Origin of the sequence: Sediminibacillus sp. JSM 1682029 (assembly GCF_041366435.1) — a bacterium.
In the GTDB taxonomy this organism is placed as follows: domain Bacteria; phylum Bacillota; class Bacilli; order Bacillales; family Amphibacillaceae; genus Sediminibacillus; species Sediminibacillus terrae.
In genome coordinates, this window is record NZ_JBEWYY010000006.1 from 103,062 (window position 1) to 122,400 (window position 19,339).

Consider the following 19,339-nt stretch of genomic DNA (forward strand, 5'->3'; position numbering starts at 1 on the left):
GTGCATGAGATTTCCCTTGCACCGGGCTGCTCCTTCTTTAAGCATTTGTGGTTAGCTTGCTTTAAAATAACGCTCGCCTACGATTTCACTGAATTCCTCCACATTTGTCCTTAACAGCATTTTTTCAATTATTCTGCCGTTTTCAATGGTAAGAACAGCAGGAAAGTCAGTTATCCCATAATTTTTAATCACCGTTTCTGATGTTACCAGGTGGATTTGCTCAGAAAGGTGAGCTGAATTCTGCACCATTTCTTCTTTAGAAAAAATAAAGACATCAATACCAAGTGTCGTTTGTTCTTTTATATAGGAAAGTATTTCTTTACATTTAGAACAAGACGGCTGCAAAAACAGGAGGACTGCATTCTTGTCCGCTCTTAACGTCACAATGGCATTTCTGTGATCGTACTCACGAAATGCAGGGGCAACGTCCCCTTCTGTCACGTTGCTCCCCCGTAACTTGATGTTCATATTCGCTTCTAGCTGATTCAACTTTGTTATATAAGAACCTACCAATCTCGCCAGCAGAAAAATGATTGCCATCTGAATAATCATAAACGTCCAAAGCAACAATTCATTAAAGTTGGCCATGTGCATCATCTCCAGTTAAGGATTTGTACTCACCATTCATATCTCCTATTTTCGAAAGAGTCGCAAGCATCAACAGGATAACGAAGCTGATCAGCAATGAAAGGAATAGTCCATATAAATCATGGAAAGGGAAGAATGTATGGTTGAACGTGGTAACGACCATTCCAATCAACGCAACATTCCTCAGAATCAAAAGGTATGACATTCTATGGTTTCCCAGTATGCCTCCACATCCGCAATCCATCTCTGTATTTCGTTCGATCAGGTTATTAAGCACTGCAATCGAATAGATCACTAACAGGATAACTGCCAAAACCAACCCTGCCCTTCTTTGTATAGAAAACAGCAGCGACATACTAACGAAAGCTTCTCCGATCACCGCCGCCATGGCGGCGCTTTTAGCAATCATCCCATTCCGCTTAATAATTGTTTGAACCTTGGTGCCGAAAGATTTGAAAGCGACGATTTTTGATGCAGCGGTAGAAATAAACACCAATATCAATGTCCATGTAAAAGCAGAAGTCAGAAGTTCCATTCAACCACTCCCTCTCAGGCCCGTTTCCGTTTGATACCATTGCGCCTGGGTGTTATACATATCGTAATAGCTTCCCTTCACTTGCATGAGTTCTTCATGTGTGCCAAGCTCCTTGATTCGTCCTTTTTCCATCACCAGAATCCTGTCAGCAAACCTGGCAGCGGACATTCGATGTGAAATGTACAATACTGTTTTATCTCTCGTAATCTGTTGAAATTGATTATAAATTTCCAGTTCGGATATCGGGTCTAGCGATGCGGTCGGTTCATCCAGTACAATGACTTGGCTGTCCCTGTAAAGCGCACGCGCTATGGCCATTTTCTGCCACTGTCCGCCTGAAAGCTCTTCTCCCTGTGTCAAAAATCTGCCCAACTGGGTATCATAACCTTCCTCGAACTCTTCGATAAACTTACCTGCACCGCTCAATCTGGCTGCCTGCTTCATTTTTTGCTCATTTATTTGGTCCAACTCTTTCCCGACAGCAATGTTTTCACTAGCTCGAAAAGAATACCGGATAAAGTCCTGGAAGATGACCGTTGTGTTTTTATGTAATTCTTTTTCACTCATTTTCGTCATGTCGATTCCATCAAAGAGAATCAAACCTTTGGTCGGCTGATAAAGTCCAAAAAGCAGATTGACCAATGTTGTTTTCCCTGAGCCGTTTTCTCCCACGATTGCAATTTTTTCCCCTTGTTTTATCGTGAAGGAAATATTTTCAAGCGTATCATTGTTTGCATTTGGATACCTGTAGGATACATTTTCGAACCGGATTCCTTTTTCCAAAGCAGCCGGGAAAGGCAATGTTCCGGAATGGTGGCCGATACTGCTTTCCTCGAAATCAAGAAATTCGAAATAATCACGGATATAAAAACTGTCTTCATAAAGGCGGGCCAAATTATTGGAAATTTGCCCGATTGCTTCCTGGGTCCCCTGTACTGCCTGTCCAATCGCCACAAACTCGCCGATCTTGACCGTCGTCGTCCTGATAAGCCATATAATCACGAGGGCTGCCCCTGCATACATCAGTGCAGTCAATGAATCCAGCCCTATTTCTGCATATTGTTGTTTCTTGATCAAAGCTAATTTTTCACTTGCATTTTTATGGTATTTTTTCGACCATCTGCCGAGCAAGTAGTCGGCAATCCCAAACAGCCTTGTCTCTTTTGCAGCCTGCTTGTTGTTCATCAAATATTCAATATAGTTGATTTCTCTGGCGGCAGGGGTTTGCATGAACATCAGCCAAAAGTTCTTCCTGCCGTAAATTGCCTGGACGATAAATATCGGAATTGCTCCAAACACGCTGATGACAACCAATATCCAGTGAATCGTAAACAAAAAAACAAGAAAGGATACAATCTTGATAGCCGCCTCACCGATATTCAGCAGGTTCCTCAACGGAGTTAAAAACTTTGCCCCAGGACTGCCGGTAACCCGCTCCAAATGATTGTAAAACTCCGGAATATCGTAAAAAGAATATGGAGCAGCCATCGCTTTCCGGGAACTCAACGCTTTTAAATCATGTTCTAAAACAATTTGCACCTTGTCATCCATGAAACTCTTCAAACCGTCCATTATCGAACTAAGCAACATAATGGAAAATTGAATGGACAACAATATGAAAGCACCGCTAAAGTCTGCGCTTTCCTGTTGGATGATCACCGCCACAGTGTTGATCAACTCTTTCATCACCCAAACAAGTGCTACAGGCGCCAAACCACTGACAATGGCAAATATAATGGAACATATCACCCATAGCTTCGCTCTCTCCCAAACAAAGCCAATGGCTCTCAGCATGCTTTTAAAATTCATGGTATTCGCCTCACTGCTTCTGATTGTTATAGTCTACGCCAACCCTGGATACCACTCCTTGTTCATCATAGCTAATAAAAGCAGGTGTAAAGGTGAGTTTCATTTTATTAAAATGTTCCTTATTCAACCGGTTCAACCTGATCACGTCCTTGTATTTATCCACAAACCTTTCTGTTTCCCCCGACGAAGTCTCGTTCACATACAAAGACAGGTTAGCAGGATAATAATCTGCATGCTCGATAATCTCCTCGAGCACTAAGTGACACGGTGGACAAGAGGGAGATAAAACAACAACACATCCCTTTTCTCCAGGCTCTGCCGGAACGGTGTCGATATAGTCCGTCAGTTTTTCTCCTTCTAAGATGCTTCTTTTGAAAGAATCATGTTTTGCACTTTCCGCGTGAAGCTGTCGAAAGCTTCGCAAAATCTGTATCAGGATGATGAGGGCAAACACAAACCAAAGCAGCATTATTCCGTATTCCACTGGTCATCCCCCCTTTAATTGAAAGAGGAGAAGGCGGCAGCCTCCTCCTGGATATTAACATCCGCAATGCTTAAATACGGGTTTTCCTCCAATTTCCACATAAGTACCTTGATAAGGGGAAGAACAGCGGTAATCACTCAGGCAGTAAACCGGAACTCTTTCAGGGCCTCCAGGAGATTTTACACCAATTAATTTCGAGAATAATTTTGACATAATAACCACTCCTTCTACTATTTTTGAGAATATTCTCATAATTATCGTAGCATGACTCGTCCCGGAAAGGTATTGAGAAATAAATGTGAAGAAGTCCCCTGTTATAGAGTGCTTTCTCTTTCCTTTTTCTCAACTTTTTATGATCGGAGAAACGCAATAACTGGAAAAAGAAGAAAAATTTATTGTATTGAGAAAGTTTTGAAAATATAATTGGAATAATAGTACTTTTTGACATTATATTTCTCAATACAATGTTTAGGAGGAACTTGTTATGATTGGAGATAAGATTAACTATTATCGAAGACAGCGCAAAATGACGCAAGAGGATTTGGCACAAGGGATATGTTCTATTTCCTATCTAAGCAAAGTTGAGAACAATAAGATGGAACCCAGCGAGGAGATTCTCTCCCTTCTGTTAAGAAGGCTGGATATTGATATCCCTCTCGAAAACAAGCAAACATTAAGAGTGCTGACGGAGGCAATCTTTCATTGGTATGAGGTTCTTCGGGAACAAGACATGAAAGCAGCCGATAATCAATATGCCGGGTTAAAGTCAAAAGTTAAAAACTCTACCAATATAGAAATCAAACTAACATTTGCAGTAGTTGAATTCCGATATTTTTTGTTGAAGCAAGATTTTAAACAAGCACAAAATCTAGCGGAGTTCTTACACCAATATCAGGATGACCTTCCCCCAAAGCTGGCCTATTACTACCATTCTTTCAACAGCATTTACTTCTATCTTCAACATGACTACCCACAGGCATTAAAGTGTTGTAATAAAGCAATTGATTTAGGCAGTCTTATTGCAGAAAAAATAGAACCAGAGGTTTATTACCAGGCCGCCTTGATTTACAGCCGGCTTGCCAAAACGCCTCTCGCCATGTCACTGGCCGAAAAAGCACTCTATTCATTCACGGAGACAGGTAATATTAAAAAATGCATAAGCTGTCAAATTATTATCGGAGTTTGTTTAAACCGGCTGGAGCAGCCAGAAGAAGCAAGAATCAAGTTCACAAAAGCCCTTCATTTGGCTAGAGAGCTCAATTTCATAACCGCCCAGGCTTATCTTTATCATAACATCGGAATGTTACATAGCAGCTTACATAATAAACCAGCGGCAATCGACTGCTTTTCCACTAGTTACGAAATTAAAATTAATCATCACATAAAAAGTTATCTTAATACTGTTTACCATCTAGCCCAAGAATTTTCCTCTATGCAGGAAAACGATCGAGCCCTTGAATGGATAGCAAAAGGATTGTCCAACTGCGAGAAGTTGCCTGCCGATCGCAAGGATTTCTTAATGCTTTGCATTTTAAAGTACCAAATTCTTGGTGACGTGGAGCAATTGGTACATTTTATCCACAATGAGGCCATTCCTTTCTTTAAAAAAAGTAATCTATGGTTGCAGGAATGCGAATGTAATGAAATTCTCGGCGATTTCTATTCAAAAGCACATCATTACAAAAAATCCAGTTATTATTTTTCTGAGTCGAACAGGCTCAGGAAAATGAATACAATATAACTTCAAGGAGGATGTAATAATGAAGAAAAAATTAGTCATTTTATTTTGTACTGCGATGATGATACTGCCGATCATGCTTATGGAAGAGGATTTGCCAGATCCGATCGTCCCCCCTTCCCAACTGGATGTTCAATAAAAAGTAACCCACATCAAGTCTGACGCTCAGGAGGTATTATGAAAAAAATTCTGCTGTTCTTACTGTTACCACTCACGCTGATTGCTGCCTGCTCGAATGCAGATTCAGAAGAAAACTATTCCGTGGAAGACGCCCGGGAAAACGATGATGTGATCGCCCAGCATCAAGCCAACAGCTTTCAAGAAATTGCCCAAGGTGCGGTCGAAGTCGAAAATGCCGACAAGCTGGTGCAACTGATGAACAATGTGGAAGAAAACAAGGAAGACGAACTGACGATTTCTGTATTTGATCTCGACGGCAGCCACTACGAAAATAAAATTTCCTATGATGGAGAAACAATTACCTTTGAAAATAACTATGGCAATTATGAGCAATCCCCTGCTGGTACATACGAATGCTCCTACATATCCCAACGGGGCCCTATCGTCTATCTAAGTTCATGTACTGCGGAGGATGGAACAGAACTATCTACGATGATCGGGTTTGTCGGAACAGAGGAAGCATTTCGCGAAGCGCAAAACTAAAAAGTACACTAAAAAAGGAACAGTGACGGTCCTGCCGCCGACTGTTCCTTTCTCGTTACGCTACTATTATTCGCACTCCATGAAACGACCGATCATTTGTTGTCGACCATATTTTTCAACTCACCACTAAGCTTATTGATCTCTGCCACGGCGTCATTGATCGCGGCAATCAACTCATGTTCATTTTCCAGAGTCGAAACGATTTCCTGGGTGGACGCCGCATTTTCTTCCGAGATATTTGCCACATTTTCGATTTGGGTCTGAATCTGAGCAAAATTGTCCGTAGCCGACTTGATCTCATCCATACCCAAGGAAAGCTGTTCATTCGTCCCTTGGAATGAATCCTTCATTTCCTCGAAAAACTGGGAAACTTCGCTTAACAGCTTTTGTCCTTCGACAACCGCCGACTCGCCCTGGCTCGATTTCTCCTGGGCTTCCTGTGATTTATGGAAAAGCGTATTGGTTACTTCGGTAATATCCACGGTAATGCTCGCACTCTGCTCCGCCAGCTTACGCACTTCATCTGCAACAACCGCGAATCCTTTCCCCTGCTCTCCGGCCCTAGCCGACTCAATAGCGGCGTTCAATGCCAGCAGATTCGTTTGATCGGCAATTTGCTTGATGCCCTCCAACAGGGAGTTGACAGTTTCCAGGCTCGACTGAAGATCTGAAACCGTTACAGTCGTCGTCCCAATTGCTGCATTCACTGTCGTAAAGTGTTCTGTCACCTGGTTGATTTTATCCCAGCCGTCTTGCACTTTGTCATTCATGACACCTGACTGGTCTGCTATCTGTTGGGAAATGGCGATCGTCTGATTGGTTTTCTGCAGGGAACTTCCCATCGATTCACTAACCATCGAAACGCTGTTCGCTTCTTCCTGGATTCCGGCGGCCATTTGCTGGACCGAGTCCAAAATATGATGACTGGAATCATATATGGTAGAAATATTGGTATTAAAATGACTGATATTGCTCTCCAATGTTGTGGTTCCTTCTTCTATCGATCGAAACGTTTCTTCCAGTTTCCCTATCAACTGCTTTGCTTCCAGTTCCTTTTCATAGGACGCATCGATCAGCTCACGACCCCAGTTGGTCAACAAATAAAGTGCAGCCAAGACCCCATTGACCAAAACAAAAACAGTGATGAATCCTTTGAAATTATCATCTACGTTCAGCAACTCAGCAGAATTGAACAAATATGTCACCACTAGTCCGATATCGACTACAATTCCGAACACAAGGATCAATTCTTTTTTAAAATAAAGTGCAATCATGGCAATCGATAATAATAATAAATAGTGCTTATTCAACGCATAGCCGTCTGTGAAGAAAAGTGCGATGACAACCAAGTAAGGGAGCAACGCAAAAATAAATCCTTTCCAGTATGTACGAATCGGCAAAAAGTAGTTACCCACCGAAAGCAAAATGACGAGTGCCCCCGCGATGATAATGCCCATCGCATCACTAAGCCCGCGCTCGATGACAATCGGGATGACTAACAGAAAAACGACAAGTAACAGCAACACCAAGTTGACTTTATGTACCCGCTGCGTATTATAGCTATCATGCTGTTCCATACAATCTCCCTCTCCCCTATCAATCTGTTATTAAAGAATATTTTTCCGTAGTTTCCATCGTAATACATTTTACCTACAAAAGGAATACTATTTGATAAAATATTCCCATTTTGGTATAATTTCAATGTATTTTACAGTAATTTTTAGGACAATTCACCTAATCTATCATACACCTTGGGAGGTTTTTCTGATGAGAATTGCCATAATGGGAGCTGGATCTTTAGGAACAATAATCGGTGCTTATTTGTCAAAAGGCAAACAGGAAGTGGAACTAATCGATGTAAATCAGGAGCATGTGGATGCGTTGAATAAATCGGGAGCGACAATAGTTGGTACGGTGGATGAAACGATCCCTGTCACAGCCATCACCCCCGCTGAGATGAACGGTATTTATGATTTGGTGTTGCTGCTGACGAAGCAGGTCTATAATGGGCAAGTCTTGGAAAACCTCAAGCAATACATAAATGAGGAAAGCATCGTTCTTTCTTTGCAGAACGGTGTACCGGAAGAAGGACTGGCGAATGAGCTAGGCGAAAAACGCGTCATTGGAGGATCCGTGGAATTCGGGGCCACCTGGATCAAACCAGGAGTATCAGAGTTGACTACCACAGCAGAATCTTTCAAAGCCAATGCTTTTCAAATCGGAGAATTGGACGGCAGCATCACGGAACGAACGGAAAAATTGAAAAAAGTACTGGAGCTTGTCGGCGGAACAGAAATCTCTACAAACCTGATCGGCACGAAATGGTCCAAGCTGTTGGTCAACGTAGCGATGAGTGGAACTTCTACCGTGTTCGGCTGTACATATGGAGACGTGCTGGCCGATGACACCGCTGTAACCAGTGCGGTGATGCTTGCGGATGAAACCTTGGAAGCCGGACAAGCATCCGGCGTAGCGTTCACCTCTATCGCTGGTATCGATGTTGCCAAAACATTCAAAATCAACAAAGACAAGAGCAATCTCTCAGAAGTCATCGCCATGGCAAGAAAAGTATTCAAACCCCAGGCTCTGTTACGTGCGAGCATGCTGCAGGACTTGGAAAAGCAGTGCAAATCAGAAATTGACTATATCAATGGCGAAGTAGTCGCAAAAGGGAAAGAAACCGGGATTGCTACACCATTTAATGATCTGCTGGTCAAGTTGGTCCGAGAAGCTGAGAATGAAAAAACAGTGCCTGTATTTGAAGAAAATCTTGTACCTTTCAAGCAGTTAATCGAAAAAGAAATATAAACAAGTAAAACAGCGGTCATCGCCTTTGATGACCGCTGTTTTATGAGTGAACCATCGTGTTATGGTCATTCTGCGCAAGTTCTCCCCTTCACCCGTTTCAACGTCGCCACTATCAGGAAACTGACAATCACCAGTAAAAGCCAGGAACTCACTTTCCCCAAATGAACGAGGCTCCACGCTTCGGCTTGGTTCGGATATTCCCAGGCACTAAAGAATGTGGCGATATTTTCCGCGATCCAGATAAAAAAACCAATCAACACGAAAGAAAGTGCCAGCGGCATGCGGTACCATGTTCCATTAACTTCGTATGCGACCCATGACCGCCAAAAAACAATCACCACGAGCACGGCCAAAATCCAACGAACATCCAGCCAATAGTGGTGGGTGAAAAAATTCAAGTAAATCGCTGAAGCAAGCGGGACAACGATTCCATACGGCGGCCATTTAATGAGCTCTACCTTCAGCCTTCTCCAGGCTTGGCAAAGATAGCTCGCGACGCTTGCATACATGAACCCGCTATACAAAGGTACCCCGAAAATCTTGGAATACCCCTCCTCAGGATAAGCCCAGGAACCCATATGTACCTTGAAGAGCTCAAGAGCAAGCCCGATAAGGTGAAACAATGTAATCACTTTTAATTCATCCCGAGTTTCAAGTCCCGAACGCACCATCAAAATTTGCATCAAAAGACAAATGATGAGCAGCCAGTCATACCTTGGCAGGAAGGGGAGCTGCACAATTTTTGTCAGGGCCAATGAAACAAAAATAACGACCGGGAATAAACAGGACATTGCCTGTTCCCATCCAAAACAAACAAGCTGTTTTGCCGGTCTTATCCACTTCTCTGTTTTTGCATGATAGCCCCCGTGCGCAGCATCGCTTCTTCCCATTTGATTCATGGCTTTTCCTCCTTCTTTCTGTAACATTCCACTTATGTCCCGGTTTCTTCATCGGCCCGGTATTCCAATATATCTCCAGGCTGGCAATCCAACGCTTTACAAATAGCATCCAAAGTCGATAGCCTGATCGCTTTCGCCTTTCCGTTTTTTAATATCGAAAGATTCGCCATCGTAATCCCGACCCTCTCTGAAAGTTCGGTGACACTCATTTTCCTTTTCGCCAGCATGACATCCACATTGATGATAATCGCCATATTCCTCACCTCAGACCGTTAAATCATTTTCCGATTTTATATGAATCGCTTCTTGCAAAAGCTTCTGGAGAACAGCTGCAAATACCGCAATGACAAGTGCCGCAAAAATAAGGAGCATGCCGATCAGGATGATTCCCGGAGCGTCATCTGCCTCTGCTATTAGATAAAAAAGAGGCATGCCCGCCATGAGCAGTACAGTAATGGCTGCTGCACAATACTTTATCTTCTTGAGTCCTTGTACAGAGAAATCAGAGAAAGCTTTGTTCTTGTCGATATAATCTAACAGTTTAAAAGCCTGATACAGAGCAAAGTAGAAAGGTATTGCCGAGGCATACAAATCGGTCCAGACAAGATACTTCAAGTATGCCATGTCCGGATATAATTCCGCTGCGAAACTGCCGATTTCCGGCACGACAAAAATGCACAATGCCAAAATTGGCATGCCGATAAGGATTACAGCGATTCGCAAAAAAAGTGTTGTTCCACGTTTCATAAGAGCACCTCACCTGATTAGTATTCCTTTGAATAATATCATGTTATTTATCGTTTTTCAATAAATAAATAATGAATTAAACCATTTTTTTATCTTTAATTCAGTTTCAAATATATAAAAAGAGCATTCTGTCGTGAAAAGAATGCTCTCAAAACTGCTTAATGTGAACTGTTGCCTAATTTTTTCCTGCCATGGTTGTATTACCCATTGGTACAGTCGATTTTAAAAACCCTGATCGACAAATACCTCCTCAGCTTTTCTCGCCGTCTCCAAATAAAAAAGACCAACTCCTTCTAAGGAGCCGATCTCTTCCAACAACTATCACCACATAATGCTTTTTCCAGAAGTCACCTTTGCCCCCTGAAGAATATCTTCAGACCCAGGCCCCACTCCGATTTGCAGATCAAATACTTCAAACAGGGTACCATAACTGTCTTTCTCTGGTCCCTCCAGTTCATCGTAATAGAACGAAGCATTGGAAGAAAGATTTCGCACGAAGTTATCTCCCAGTTCTTTGCGCTTATCCTCGTTTAAACTGGCGTCTACCTGCAAGGTCATGGTGATTTGATCGCCGTCTACTTCAATATAAGCGTCTTTGACTCCTTCATACCCTTCCATCGTGGAATAAGTCATGTCTTTTATTTCATCCGTTATTTCGATATCGCCCGGTTTCACATCCGACGAACCCGCTTCTTTTGTCTCAGCAGTTTCTTCGTCTGCGCTCGATGTATCTTGGTCCGCCTTATCTGTGTCACTTTCTGAACAAGCAGTGAACAGAACAGCCAATGAAATCATAAGAATGCTCAGCAAAAACTTTTTCAATTGTGTTCTCTCCTTTGATGTATGAATAAATAGCCAAGATGATTATACCACCTGCAAAACAGGAAAAGAAAGCAACACAAGTAGGCTTTATTTACCAAATGGATGAATACTGATATGATAGCCTACTCCCATACCTCGCAAACACGCATAGCATAAAAGGAAGGAATTCAATAAGTCCGGAGGTAGCAAAAGTGGAGAAAAACTATACCGATTTGCTGGCTGCACTCCATATTGGCGGAGCCCATCCCGGCAGCCTTAAACAGACGAAGCAGATGTTGGACACGGTTGATTTGAACAAGCAATCATACGTGCTGGATGCAGGCTGTGGTACCGGGCAAACCATCGCTTACGTTGCCCAAAAGTACGGATGTACCGTTTACGGCATTGATCAACATGAAGAAATGATTCAAAAAACCAGAAAGCGTATCGCCGAAAGCCCATCGCCTGTTAAGGTCTTCAAAGGAAATATAGAAGAACTTCCATTCGAAGAGAATAGTTTTGATATGGTCCTGTCCGAATCCGTGACAGCTTTCACCCAGGTACGGAAGGCTTTAAAGGAATACAGGCGAGTACTGAAGCCTAATGGCACTTTAATGATGAACGAAATGACGAAAATTGGTCACCTGGAGCCCGATGAACAAGCAGAATTTAAAGCGTTCTATGGATTTTCTGGACTGCTCAATCAAACAGAATGGGAATACCACCTTGCAACAGCGGGTTTTAAACAAGTGGAATCGAGAATGATTCCAGCAAATAAAGAAGCACCCGGAGAAGTGTACCGCATTGAAAAGCTGGATAGAGCATATAACGATATGTTGATGCAGCATCAATTCTTAACGGAGAAATTTGCTTCTAAGTTAGGGGCTTGTTTGTATATTTGTCATAGTTAAACAGGCGTAATGTCATAATTCCTTCTTCCACTTCAACCACAACCAGGCAATAAAATTGGCCGGAATGAGAAAAGGATGGCTCTGGGCCGTTGCATGCAGCATTTCTTCCTGGACCGGCATTTTATCGAAATACTCCTGCTGGGACATTCTTTTTCGTGCCATTTCTTCTTTCATAGCCTTTAAGTAGCGGACTTGCATGGGCACCATGACCCCCGTTACGACAACCAGAATACAGATCAGCACCAGAAATATAGTCCACACAGAAAACCCTCCATGCTTTGGTATTACTAGTGTTTACGAATGAAATTCTTGAAAGTTTCAGCGTAAATGAAACCCGTGCAAGAAAAAAAGCCCGGAACTAGAGGACTTTCATCCTCCAATTCCGGGTTTTTACATTTATTAAAATGCGGCTGTCCAGCCACCGTCGGCTGTTACTACCGTTCCGTTGACAAAGCTTGCTTCATCTGAAGCCAGGAACAGGGCAACCTTCGCGATTTCTTCCGGCTTGCCGGTCCGAGGCATGACATCACGCACAGATTTGGTACGCTCAAAGCCAAACTGATTGATATTTTTCATGGAAGAACCGATATTTGTTTCTACTCCACCGGGAGCAATGGCATTACAACGGATGCCTTTATCGGCATACATGAAGCCTGTGTTCTTCGTCAGCCCGATCACCGCATGCTTCGATGCACCGTAAGTAGCCCCGGCATGCGCACCGTTAAGCCCTCCGGTAGAAGCGGTATTGATGATGACGCCCGCTTGTTTTTCCAGGAAAATTGGAATCGCTTTGCGCATCGCTCGCATGACACCTTTCGTATTGACATCGAAAATGAAATCCCATTGATCATCTTCAATGTCCCCGACAGGTTGAAATCCGTCCATGATACCAGCGTTGTTCACCAGGATATCCAACGTGCCGTATTCGCTGATTGCTGTATCGATCATTTTATCTACATCTTCCTGTTTAATGACATTGACGGAAACAGCTTTGGCATTTCCGCCATTGCGGATGATTTCCTCCACTACAGCTTCTGCTCCATCCAGGTTGATGTCAGCGACCACCACTTTTGCACCTTCCGCAGCATACAACTGGGCAATTGCTTTTCCCATCCCTGAAGCTGCGCCTGTTACGATGGCAACTTTATCTTTCAGTTTCATGCTTTACCCCTCCCCTTCATTGTTTTTATCATATTTACTAAACAGATGTTCATTAATGAACATCTAACTATAGTATAATGAGAAGGAAGCAAGAAGCACAATGACCAATGCATCCTGCAAATGTACAGTTAGTAACAAATCCAGCCCTTTTGTTGAATAAACTGCAGATAATGCACAAAGGAGGATCACATTGTCACCTAACCAAAAGATCGATAAACGGATCAAACGTACGAAAAAAGCACTACAAAACGCACTGATTACCTTGATGCAAAATCACGATTTCAAGGCCATCACTATCACGGATATCGTGGAGCTTGCTGATTATAACCGGGGAACGTTCTATAAACACTACAAATATAAAGAAGAATTGCTGGAAGAAATCATCGAGGAAGTCATCACGGACCTGGTCGACTCCTACCGCCAACCCTATCAGGACACAGATTCCTTCACATTTAACAGTCTATCTTCTTCGGCCGTGAAAATTTTCGAGCATGTTTACGCCCATGCAAACTTTTATCAATTGATTATCCAGTCCAATGCTCTGCCTGGATTTCATAAACGAATCACCAACGAATTGAAAAAACTGCCGCTGCATGATTTAGCTGATATAGAACCAAGCCCCGACATTGATCCGGAACTTCACGCCAGCTATCAAGCCTATGCAATTTTCGGTATGATCATGGAATGGGTGGAAGGCGGATTCAAGTTGTCGCCGTCTTATATGGCCGATCAGTTATTGGAGATGTTGAAGTTCAGTCCGGTGAATAGTAGGTTCATGATACGGAGCGATTTGGAGAAATAACGAGAGCACTGTTGATTGAAAGGGATATTGAAATTTTGATAGAAAAGCTTCTAAACTAATGAAATATATAAAGGAGGTTTTTATATGACAAGATTACTTATTTTGCTCATTTTAACGTTATCTACCCAACTAATTGCCATCATTATGTGGGGGGAATATGTGTGGTTATATAAATTTGCAAACGGTGGAGTAAGCGGTACTCCTATTGGGCAAGTTCAGTTCATTTTATGGATTATTTGGTTTGTAGAATTGGTTTCGTTGTTTTTTGTTGCTCTTTATCATAAAAAGAATAAAGGCACTTCAACTGAATAAAAATGACAGGCTTGTCAATGCGTAAATGCTGAAAGTTGTGAAAGTGATAGACGTCTTTCTAATAGCTGGTTTATGAGTAAGGACGAGTTTCATACAAGACTAACTGTGGATATTACCAAATTCAAAAGGCTAAAAATATTTCTGTTGCTCAGTTAAGTTCGGAAACTACTTCCCTCCTTAACAGCAAAAAAATTCACTCTTTATCTTAGTACTCTTCGGAATTATTGTTTCTCATATATCGTAATTCCATCACGATTAATTTGATCTTTTATTTCTTTGTTCAGTTCATTACATAGAACAATATCGCAACTATACAAACCCGCTTTTTCATTGATTGCATCTACCACTTCACCTTTAGTATCACCAATATAATCTATACACAAGTCAATATCAGACTCTTTTGTGGCTTTATTGGTTGCCCTTGAACCAAAAAGAACTACTTTATTTATTTGATCATTCTTTTTGAAGTATTCCATTATTCTTTTGTACACTTTCTCATGAATACCGTACATTTAAAACACCCGTTCCCTAAATTCATGCAAAAAATCTTCCATTGCTTGTACATATTTTTGTACAATATTATCTTTTATTTTCTCATAGTCTTCTTCATTATAAACATGGGAAGCAGCATTTCTTGACAATAAAATTTCATCCCATACCTCCACATCAACTAATAGCCCTTCCTTAAAAGCCTGTTTGTAACAACTTCGAGGATTATTTAGATTTAAGCCAGTTGATTTAAAGTATTTTGACAGCAACTTCCATAGTAAATCTTCCAGCATCTCATACTTTTTTATAATAGAGTCCCGATAGACCTCCAGTGTAATATCATCTGGATTTTCCAACCTTTCGTAATTATCTATTATGTTCTTTAAGTGAATCAACATCCGGTTAGCATGGTTATAAGAAAGACGTAACGATTCATCATACTTGTCCGTATCTTTTTCCACAACATCCACCGCCTTTTCTTTTAATCTCACTATATTAATACCCTATTCATTTTATTATACCTAGAATTCTTCTAGTTTTATACCTGATTGTGTTTTGTAATTAACTATTATTCTAGTTTAACTAGGAATCCCGTTTTTATGAAAAAAGTACAATCAGTTGGCCAATTGTTTTCCAATCCGTTATTTCAAACAAAAAGAGTCCATCACTGAACTCCTTCGTCATTAAATGTTTTTCTTTTCTATTATAGCCACACACTCCACATGCACCGTATGCGGAAACAAATCGACCGGCTGTACTTCCTTCAAAGAATACCCAAATTGCTCCAGTTCCTTCACATCCACAGCAAAAGACTCGGGGTTGCAGGATACATAAATGATTCGCTGCGGTTGGGCACGGCCGATTTTGCGCATCACTTTTCCGCCTGCACCGGCACGTGGTGGATCCAATAGCAGGATATCAGGCGTGCCTAGTCTCCCAAGCACCTGGTCAATTCCCATTCTGGCATTCTCAGCCAAGAATTCCGTGTTGGAAATGCCGTTATCTGACGCATTTCGTTTTGCCGATTCGATCGAGCTTTCCACGATTTCTATGCCGGCAAGTTTTCCGACTTTGCTTGCGAACGGGAGGGAAAAAGTTCCGACTCCACAGAAAAGCTCGAGCATTTTTTCTGTTTCCTTGGGCTGCCCCATTTCCAAAGCAAGGTCGATCAGCTTCTGGGCCTGTACAGGGTTTGTTTGGAAAAAGGTATCGAACCAAAGGCGGTAGCGATAGCCTCCGATTTCATCATAAATGAAGTCTCGTCCCGACAGCAGGATGGTTTCCTCCGCCTGGGTACGGTCCGCCCAATCGGTATTCACGAGCCATAACAAGCTTTTCACCTGCGGATAATTTTCTTCGATTCTTTTCTTCAACTGGTCGGCGGCGTCTGCCAGATTACCGTCAGGGCCTTCCGTCGCAAACAATCCAAGCATGATTTCTCCCGTCACAAACGACTGTCTCACCATTAAATGACGTAACAGCCCCTGGTGTGTTTCCTTTTCATAACCGCTCAATGCATATTCTTTCGCCCAATCGGCAACTTCCATGACAGCTGCTGTCATCTCTTCGCCCGCAATCAGGCATGTTTCAAGCGGAATGATGTTGCGGAAATTCCCTTGCTCATGCAAGCCCATCGAGCCGTCCGGGGCAAAAGTGAATTCCATTTTATTGCGATAATGCCAAGGCTCGTCCATGCCAATGGTGTCCCGGACCAATTCCGGATTGAATCCTTGAGATATCAAGGCATCTTTCACGTGGGCAGTCTTTTGCTTCAGCTGCCCTTCATATTGCCAATGCTGCCATGCACATCCCCCGCATTTGTCAAAGTGCGGACATGGCGCCGTGGTTCTTTCCGGATGGACTTCCAGAAGCTCTTCCAATCTCCCCTTGGTCCGTCTCGCCTTTGGGTTCTCTACAGAGACCCGCACCTTTTCGCCTGGAAGCGTTTTGGGCACCATCAGCTTTAATTTCCGCGGGTTTTCGTTTCCGGTGTCACGCCAGACAACCGCGCGGCCGGATCCTTTTCTATCTAAATGATCGATTTCAGTATCCATGATTTCCGCTTTTGAATTCGGCATCATCATTCCTCCCTCCAGTAACGGAATCTATTACGCTATCGTATCCTTAAAGGGATTGCTAGTTTAAGTTGATTCCTATCCTTTTTTAACATGTTTTTCTGCAAGATGCCAGATAAATTTCTTGCCAGTTCCATAAACCAGCCACCCTACTGCCAAGAGCCCATACAATCAGTCAATTTTTTGCAAATGTGTTACTTTAAAACCTTTCGAATACTTTAGCCCAAAGCCAAGGGAGCGGTCTAAGTAAATATGTGCAATCCAAATCACAGCAGTCATCAGGAGGAAAGAAAATCCACCTAGATAAGCAATGAAAAGTAAAATGCAAGGTATTATCAAACTATGTCCGATATTATAAACAAGAGAACCTATTCTAAGGTTGAATAAGTAACCGACCATGGTAAGATCAGGGACTAATAACAAGAGAAAAAATAACAGGATGGAATAGTCCAGCTTTATATAGATAAACAGACAGATAATAAAACCGATAACATACTCCACATATATGACATTCCGTAAAGACATTGTGCTCAACCCCTTCTTCCGTATTTTATCTTTCTGTATACTTGATATATCCATAGCTTCCCTATTCAACAAGTAAAAGCTAGATTCCTCTACCGTAGGCTCCCAGAGTTGAATAACGCAGAAATTCGCGCTAAGGTCTATAAGGGTATAACGAATGCCAACAAGTTTCTCGCTTTTCAGGGTGAAAAACCTTTAAAATAGATGAAAAGGAGAAAGTCTATTGCTTTAAAATTCAACCAGGGAGGGATGAACCTTGAAGAAAAAACCTTCGGGAGGAAAAGATGCCCGTTTTCGCATCGCCAACAGAGAAGCACTTATCGGTATCGGTTTAGCAGTTTTCAATTTCATCTGGTGGTTTGCCTTCGCCTATGGATTAGGCGGAAAAGACCCTTCAGAATATACATATGTTTTCGGATTGCCGGCATGGTTTTTCTACAGCTGTGTGGCAGGAGTCGTCGTGATGGCGGCACTTGTGTTTATTGTCGTGAAATATTTTTTCACGGATGTATCCTTTGATGATGAGGTGTATGAGGACCAATGAATTGGGAAGCAGCAATTACGTTATTCGGCTCCGTCGCCCTGATCTTTTTTATCGGGTTGATGGCAAGCCGAAAAGAAACAAGCGGAAAATCATTTGTCCAGGATTACTATCTTGGCGGCCGGAGTTTGGGTGGTTTCGTCCTGGCGATGACCATGACGGCTACCTACGGCAGTGCGAGCAGCTTCATCGGCGGCCCGGGTGTAGCTTACAATGAAGGGTTGGGCTGGGTATTATTATCCGTCACACAGGTGGCAACTGGATACTTTACCTTAATGATCCTCGGGAAAAAATTCGCCATTGTGACCCGGCAATATAAAGCCACGACATTGGTCGATTTTTTAAAGGAACGATACCGGTCCAAGCTTGTCGTCCTCCTGTCAGCCGTCAGTATCGTCGTCTTTTTGTTTTCGGCAATGGCGGCGCAATGGATCGGCGGGGGGCGATTGATTGAATCCTTGACCGGTTTGTCTTATACATCGGCTTTGTTCATTTTTGTCGTGACAGTATTGATTTACGTGACATTCGGCGGTTTCCGTGCCGTCACGTTGACCGATGCCATCCAGGGAAGCATCATGTTTATCGGAACGTTGGTGCTGTTAATAGCCGTCATCATCGCTGGCGGCGGCATTTCGGAAATCATGGCAGACTTGCAGGCGGAAAATCCCAACCTGATAACCCCTTTTGGTTCGGATGGAACATTGACTGCACCTTACGTATCCTCTTATTGGATTTTGGTCGGAGTCGGTGTAGTCGCCCTGCCGCAGATCGCCGTACGGGCCATGTCCTATAAAAATACGAGGTCGTTCCATCTGGCATTGATGATCGGGACCATCGTCGTCGGAGTCATCATGCTGAACATGCACTTGATCGGGGTATTCGCCAGACCGATTTTGCCTGGCATCGAGGTGGGCGACAGAGTCATGCCGCTCATTGCTCTGGAGGTTCTCCCTCCATGGCTGGCAGGGGTTGTCTTGGCTGCACCGTTGGCGGCGATTATGTCAACGGTCGACTCGCTTTTGTTGATTGTCAGTTCCACAATCGTCAAAGATGTCTACATCAATTATATAAAACCGGAAGCGTCCCGAAAAAAAGTCCAGCGAATGAGCATGGGGATTACCGCTTTGCTTGGCATCCTGGTGTTCCTGATGGCGGTGAACCCGCCGGACTTGATCATTTGGCTGAACCTGTTTGCCATCGGCGGATTGGAAGCGGCCTTCATCTGGCCGATCGTAATGGGCCTTTATTGGGAAAAAGGCAACAAATATGGCGCCATCGCCTCGATGCTGGTCGGTATTATTTCTTATATAGTCTTCCAGTCTTTTTATCCCGAGCCATTCGGGATGCACGCAGTGGTGACATCGATTTTGCTGGCATTGCTTGCCTATGTCGGATTTAGCTTGAGTATGAGACAAGAACCCTTGAAGCATTGAAGAGAATTTTATTTATGTGAA

24 protein-coding genes are annotated in these 19,339 nt (G+C 42.8%); 8 read left to right on the plus strand and 16 right to left on the minus strand.

The annotated features are described in order from the left end of the window. Positions 1-51: 51 nt before the first annotated feature. From ABVF09_RS11690 to ABVF09_RS11710, 5 genes are read right to left on the minus strand one after another with little or no spacing between them, the layout of a single operon-like run. Entirely contained in the window at positions 52-588 is a 537-nt protein-coding gene (locus ABVF09_RS11690) for a thioredoxin domain-containing protein (protein ID WP_026569295.1), read from the minus strand. Beyond that, positions 575-1,123, minus strand: a complete 549-nt coding sequence (locus ABVF09_RS11695) for a MauE/DoxX family redox-associated membrane protein (RefSeq protein ID WP_153464467.1) — start codon at positions 1,121-1,123, stop codon at positions 575-577. The genes ABVF09_RS11690 and ABVF09_RS11695 overlap by 14 nt, the downstream gene beginning before the upstream one ends. Then, positions 1,124-2,932, minus strand: coding sequence for an ABC transporter ATP-binding protein (locus ABVF09_RS11700; protein ID WP_371069253.1), 1,809 nt, complete (start codon positions 2,930-2,932; stop codon positions 1,124-1,126). 10 nt (positions 2,933-2,942) lie between these two features. Continuing rightward, positions 2,943-3,416 (minus strand): thioredoxin domain-containing protein, encoded by a 474-nt coding sequence (locus ABVF09_RS11705; protein ID WP_371069254.1) that lies wholly within the window; start codon positions 3,414-3,416, stop codon positions 2,943-2,945. Between the two features lie 54 nt (positions 3,417-3,470). Beyond that, positions 3,471-3,629, minus strand: a complete 159-nt coding sequence (locus ABVF09_RS11710; RefSeq protein WP_153464460.1) for a hypothetical protein — start codon at positions 3,627-3,629, stop codon at positions 3,471-3,473. 271 nt (positions 3,630-3,900) lie between these two features. Between ABVF09_RS11710 and ABVF09_RS11715 the strand changes: the two genes are divergently transcribed. Then, positions 3,901-5,157 (plus strand): helix-turn-helix domain-containing protein, encoded by a 1,257-nt coding sequence (locus tag ABVF09_RS11715; RefSeq protein WP_371069255.1) that lies wholly within the window; start codon positions 3,901-3,903, stop codon positions 5,155-5,157. 174 nt (positions 5,158-5,331) lie between these two features. Further along, positions 5,332-5,817 (plus strand): hypothetical protein, encoded by a 486-nt coding sequence (locus ABVF09_RS11720; RefSeq protein ID WP_026770778.1) that lies wholly within the window; start codon positions 5,332-5,334, stop codon positions 5,815-5,817. Between the two features lie 92 nt (positions 5,818-5,909). Here the strand turns inward: ABVF09_RS11720 and ABVF09_RS11725 are convergent, their stop codons facing one another. Next, a complete protein-coding gene (locus ABVF09_RS11725; RefSeq protein ID WP_026569289.1) occupies positions 5,910-7,394 on the minus strand; it encodes a methyl-accepting chemotaxis protein in 1,485 nt (494 codons plus the stop codon). Positions 7,395-7,584: 190 nt separating this feature from the next. On the opposite strand from ABVF09_RS11725, the gene ABVF09_RS11730 reads away from it, so the two are divergent. Beyond that, positions 7,585-8,625, plus strand: a complete 1,041-nt coding sequence (locus ABVF09_RS11730) for a ketopantoate reductase family protein (protein WP_371069256.1) — start codon at positions 7,585-7,587, stop codon at positions 8,623-8,625. Between the two features lie 65 nt (positions 8,626-8,690). Here ABVF09_RS11730 and ABVF09_RS11735 read toward each other — a convergent pair whose 3' ends face one another. The 4 genes from ABVF09_RS11735 to ABVF09_RS11750 form a co-directional block, all read right to left on the minus strand. After that, complete coding sequence (locus ABVF09_RS11735; RefSeq protein WP_371069336.1) at positions 8,691-9,461, minus strand: DUF817 domain-containing protein; 771 nt, start codon at positions 9,459-9,461, stop codon at positions 8,691-8,693. A 95-nt stretch (positions 9,462-9,556) separates the two neighbouring features. Beyond that, positions 9,557-9,778 carry a helix-turn-helix domain-containing protein gene (locus ABVF09_RS11740; protein WP_153464450.1) on the minus strand — a complete coding sequence of 74 codons (222 nt, stop codon included), beginning with the start codon at positions 9,776-9,778 and terminating at the stop codon, positions 9,557-9,559. Positions 9,779-9,788: 10 nt separating this feature from the next. Beyond that, positions 9,789-10,271 (minus strand): DUF2975 domain-containing protein, encoded by a 483-nt coding sequence (locus ABVF09_RS11745; protein WP_371069257.1) that lies wholly within the window; start codon positions 10,269-10,271, stop codon positions 9,789-9,791. 321 nt (positions 10,272-10,592) lie between these two features. Then, on the minus strand, positions 10,593-11,093 hold the full coding sequence (locus tag ABVF09_RS11750) for a hypothetical protein (RefSeq protein ID WP_371069258.1): 501 nt from the start codon (positions 11,091-11,093) through the stop codon (positions 10,593-10,595). 191 nt (positions 11,094-11,284) lie between these two features. Between ABVF09_RS11750 and ABVF09_RS11755 the strand changes: the two genes are divergently transcribed. Next, a complete protein-coding gene (locus ABVF09_RS11755) occupies positions 11,285-11,983 on the plus strand; it encodes a class I SAM-dependent methyltransferase (RefSeq protein WP_371069259.1) in 699 nt (232 codons plus the stop codon). A gap of 12 nt (positions 11,984-11,995) precedes the next feature. Here ABVF09_RS11755 and ABVF09_RS11760 read toward each other — a convergent pair whose 3' ends face one another. Beyond that, the gene (locus tag ABVF09_RS11760; protein WP_371069260.1) at positions 11,996-12,244 is read right to left on the minus strand and encodes a DUF3949 domain-containing protein; all 249 of its coding nucleotides are present in this window, start codon (positions 12,242-12,244) and stop codon (positions 11,996-11,998) included. A gap of 138 nt (positions 12,245-12,382) precedes the next feature. Then, positions 12,383-13,144, minus strand: a complete 762-nt coding sequence (locus ABVF09_RS11765) for an SDR family oxidoreductase (RefSeq protein ID WP_371069261.1) — start codon at positions 13,142-13,144, stop codon at positions 12,383-12,385. A gap of 190 nt (positions 13,145-13,334) precedes the next feature. On the opposite strand from ABVF09_RS11765, the gene ABVF09_RS11770 reads away from it, so the two are divergent. Together ABVF09_RS11770 and ABVF09_RS11775 are read left to right on the plus strand one after the other, a co-directional pair. Further along, a complete protein-coding gene (locus ABVF09_RS11770; RefSeq protein WP_371069262.1) occupies positions 13,335-13,946 on the plus strand; it encodes a TetR/AcrR family transcriptional regulator in 612 nt (203 codons plus the stop codon). Between the two features lie 84 nt (positions 13,947-14,030). After that, positions 14,031-14,258 (plus strand): hypothetical protein, encoded by a 228-nt coding sequence (locus ABVF09_RS11775; protein WP_371069263.1) that lies wholly within the window; start codon positions 14,031-14,033, stop codon positions 14,256-14,258. Between the two features lie 221 nt (positions 14,259-14,479). Here ABVF09_RS11775 and ABVF09_RS11780 read toward each other — a convergent pair whose 3' ends face one another. From ABVF09_RS11780 to ABVF09_RS11795, 4 genes are all read right to left on the minus strand, one after another. Then, a complete protein-coding gene (locus ABVF09_RS11780) occupies positions 14,480-14,770 on the minus strand; it encodes a nucleotidyltransferase domain-containing protein (protein WP_026569279.1) in 291 nt (96 codons plus the stop codon). Next, positions 14,771-15,238, minus strand: coding sequence for an HI0074 family nucleotidyltransferase substrate-binding subunit (locus ABVF09_RS11785; RefSeq protein WP_321172159.1), 468 nt, complete (start codon positions 15,236-15,238; stop codon positions 14,771-14,773). A 192-nt stretch (positions 15,239-15,430) separates the two neighbouring features. Next, the gene (gene rlmD / locus ABVF09_RS11790; protein ID WP_371069264.1) at positions 15,431-16,825 is read right to left on the minus strand and encodes a 23S rRNA (uracil(1939)-C(5))-methyltransferase RlmD; all 1,395 of its coding nucleotides are present in this window, start codon (positions 16,823-16,825) and stop codon (positions 15,431-15,433) included. A gap of 168 nt (positions 16,826-16,993) precedes the next feature. Beyond that, positions 16,994-17,347, minus strand: coding sequence for a DUF4260 family protein (locus tag ABVF09_RS11795; protein ID WP_026569276.1), 354 nt, complete (start codon positions 17,345-17,347; stop codon positions 16,994-16,996). Between the two features lie 253 nt (positions 17,348-17,600). Here ABVF09_RS11795 and ABVF09_RS11800 point away from each other — a divergent pair, with 253 nt between their 5' ends. Further along, positions 17,601-17,888: a YhdT family protein gene (locus ABVF09_RS11800; protein ID WP_026569275.1), complete on the plus strand. Its 288-nt coding sequence runs from the start codon at positions 17,601-17,603 to the stop codon at positions 17,886-17,888. Further along, the gene (gene panF, locus ABVF09_RS11805) at positions 17,885-19,318 is read left to right on the plus strand and encodes a sodium/pantothenate symporter (RefSeq protein ID WP_153464403.1); all 1,434 of its coding nucleotides are present in this window, start codon (positions 17,885-17,887) and stop codon (positions 19,316-19,318) included. The genes ABVF09_RS11800 and panF overlap by 4 nt, the downstream gene beginning before the upstream one ends. The last annotated feature ends 21 nt before the right edge of the window (positions 19,319-19,339 follow it).